The following is a 1188-nucleotide window of genomic DNA, read 5'->3' as shown; positions in this document are numbered from 1 at the left end:
GAAACATCTTCGGGTTGTGAGGTTAAGCGACTAAGCGTACACGGTGGATGCCCTGGCAGTCAGAGGCGATGAAGGACGTGCTAATCTGCGAAAAGCGCCGGCGAGGTGATATGAACCTTTGACCCGGCGATGTCCGAATGGGGAAACCCAGTGTGATTCGTCACACTATCGTTAACTGAATACATAGGTTAACGAGGCGAACCGGGGGAACTGAAACATCTAAGTACCCCGAGGAAAAGAAATCAACCGAGATTCCCCCAGTAGCGGCGAGCGAACGGGGAGCAGCCCAGAGTCTGAATCAGCTTGTGTGTTAGTGGAAGCGTCTGGAAAGTCGCACGGTACAGGGTGAAAGTCCCGTACACGAAAATGCACAGGTTGTGAACTCGAAGAGTAGGGCGGGACACGTGGTATCCTGTCTGAATATGGGGGGACCATCCTCCAAGGCTAAATACTCCTGACTGACCGATAGTGAACCAGTACCGTGAGGGAAAGGCGAAAAGAACCCCGGCGAGGGGAGTGAAAAAGAACCTGAAACCGTGTACGTACAAGCAGTGGGAGCACCTTCGTGGTGTGACTGCGTACCTTTTGTATAATGGGTCAGCGACTTATATTCTGTAGCAAGGTTAACCGTATAGGGGAGCCGAAGGGAAACCGAGTCTTAACTGGGCGTTAAGTTGCAGGGTATAGACCCGAAACCCGGTGATCTAGCCATGGGCAGGTTGAAGGTTGGGTAACACTAACTGGAGGACCGAACCGACTAATGTTGAAAAATTAGCGGATGACTTGTGGCTGGGGGTGAAAGGCCAATCAAACCGGGAGATAGCTGGTTCTCCCCGAAAGCTATTTAGGTAGCGCCTCGTGAACTCATCTTCGGGGGTAGAGCACTGTTTCGGCTAGGGGGCCATCCCGGCTTACCAACCCGATGCAAACTACGAATACCGAAGAATGTTATCACGGGAGACACACGGCGGGTGCTAACGTCCGTCGTGAAGAGGGAAACAACCCAGACCGCCAGCTAAGGTCCCAAAGTCATGGTTAAGTGGGAAACGATGTGGGAAGGCACAGACAGCCAGGATGTTGGCTTAGAAGCAGCCATCATTTAAAGAAAGCGTAATAGCTCACTGGTCGAGTCGGCCTGCGCGGAAGATGTAACGGGGCTAAACCATGCACCGAAGCTGCGGCAGCGAC

At 52.9% G+C, this 1188-nt stretch carries 1 rRNA gene (only partly in view); it reads left to right on the top strand.

The features are described 5' to 3' along the window. Window positions 1-20 precede the first annotated feature (20 nt). A 23S ribosomal RNA gene (locus tag WB237_RS22990) occupies window positions 21-1188 on the top strand (it continues 1778 nt past the right edge of the window).

It is taken from the genome of Enterobacter sp. P82, assembly GCF_037053385.1.
GTDB lineage: Bacteria > Pseudomonadota > Gammaproteobacteria > Enterobacterales > Enterobacteriaceae > Enterobacter.
The sequence above is the reverse complement of the archived record's forward strand: the minus strand, read 5'-3'. Positions and strand labels throughout refer to the sequence as shown.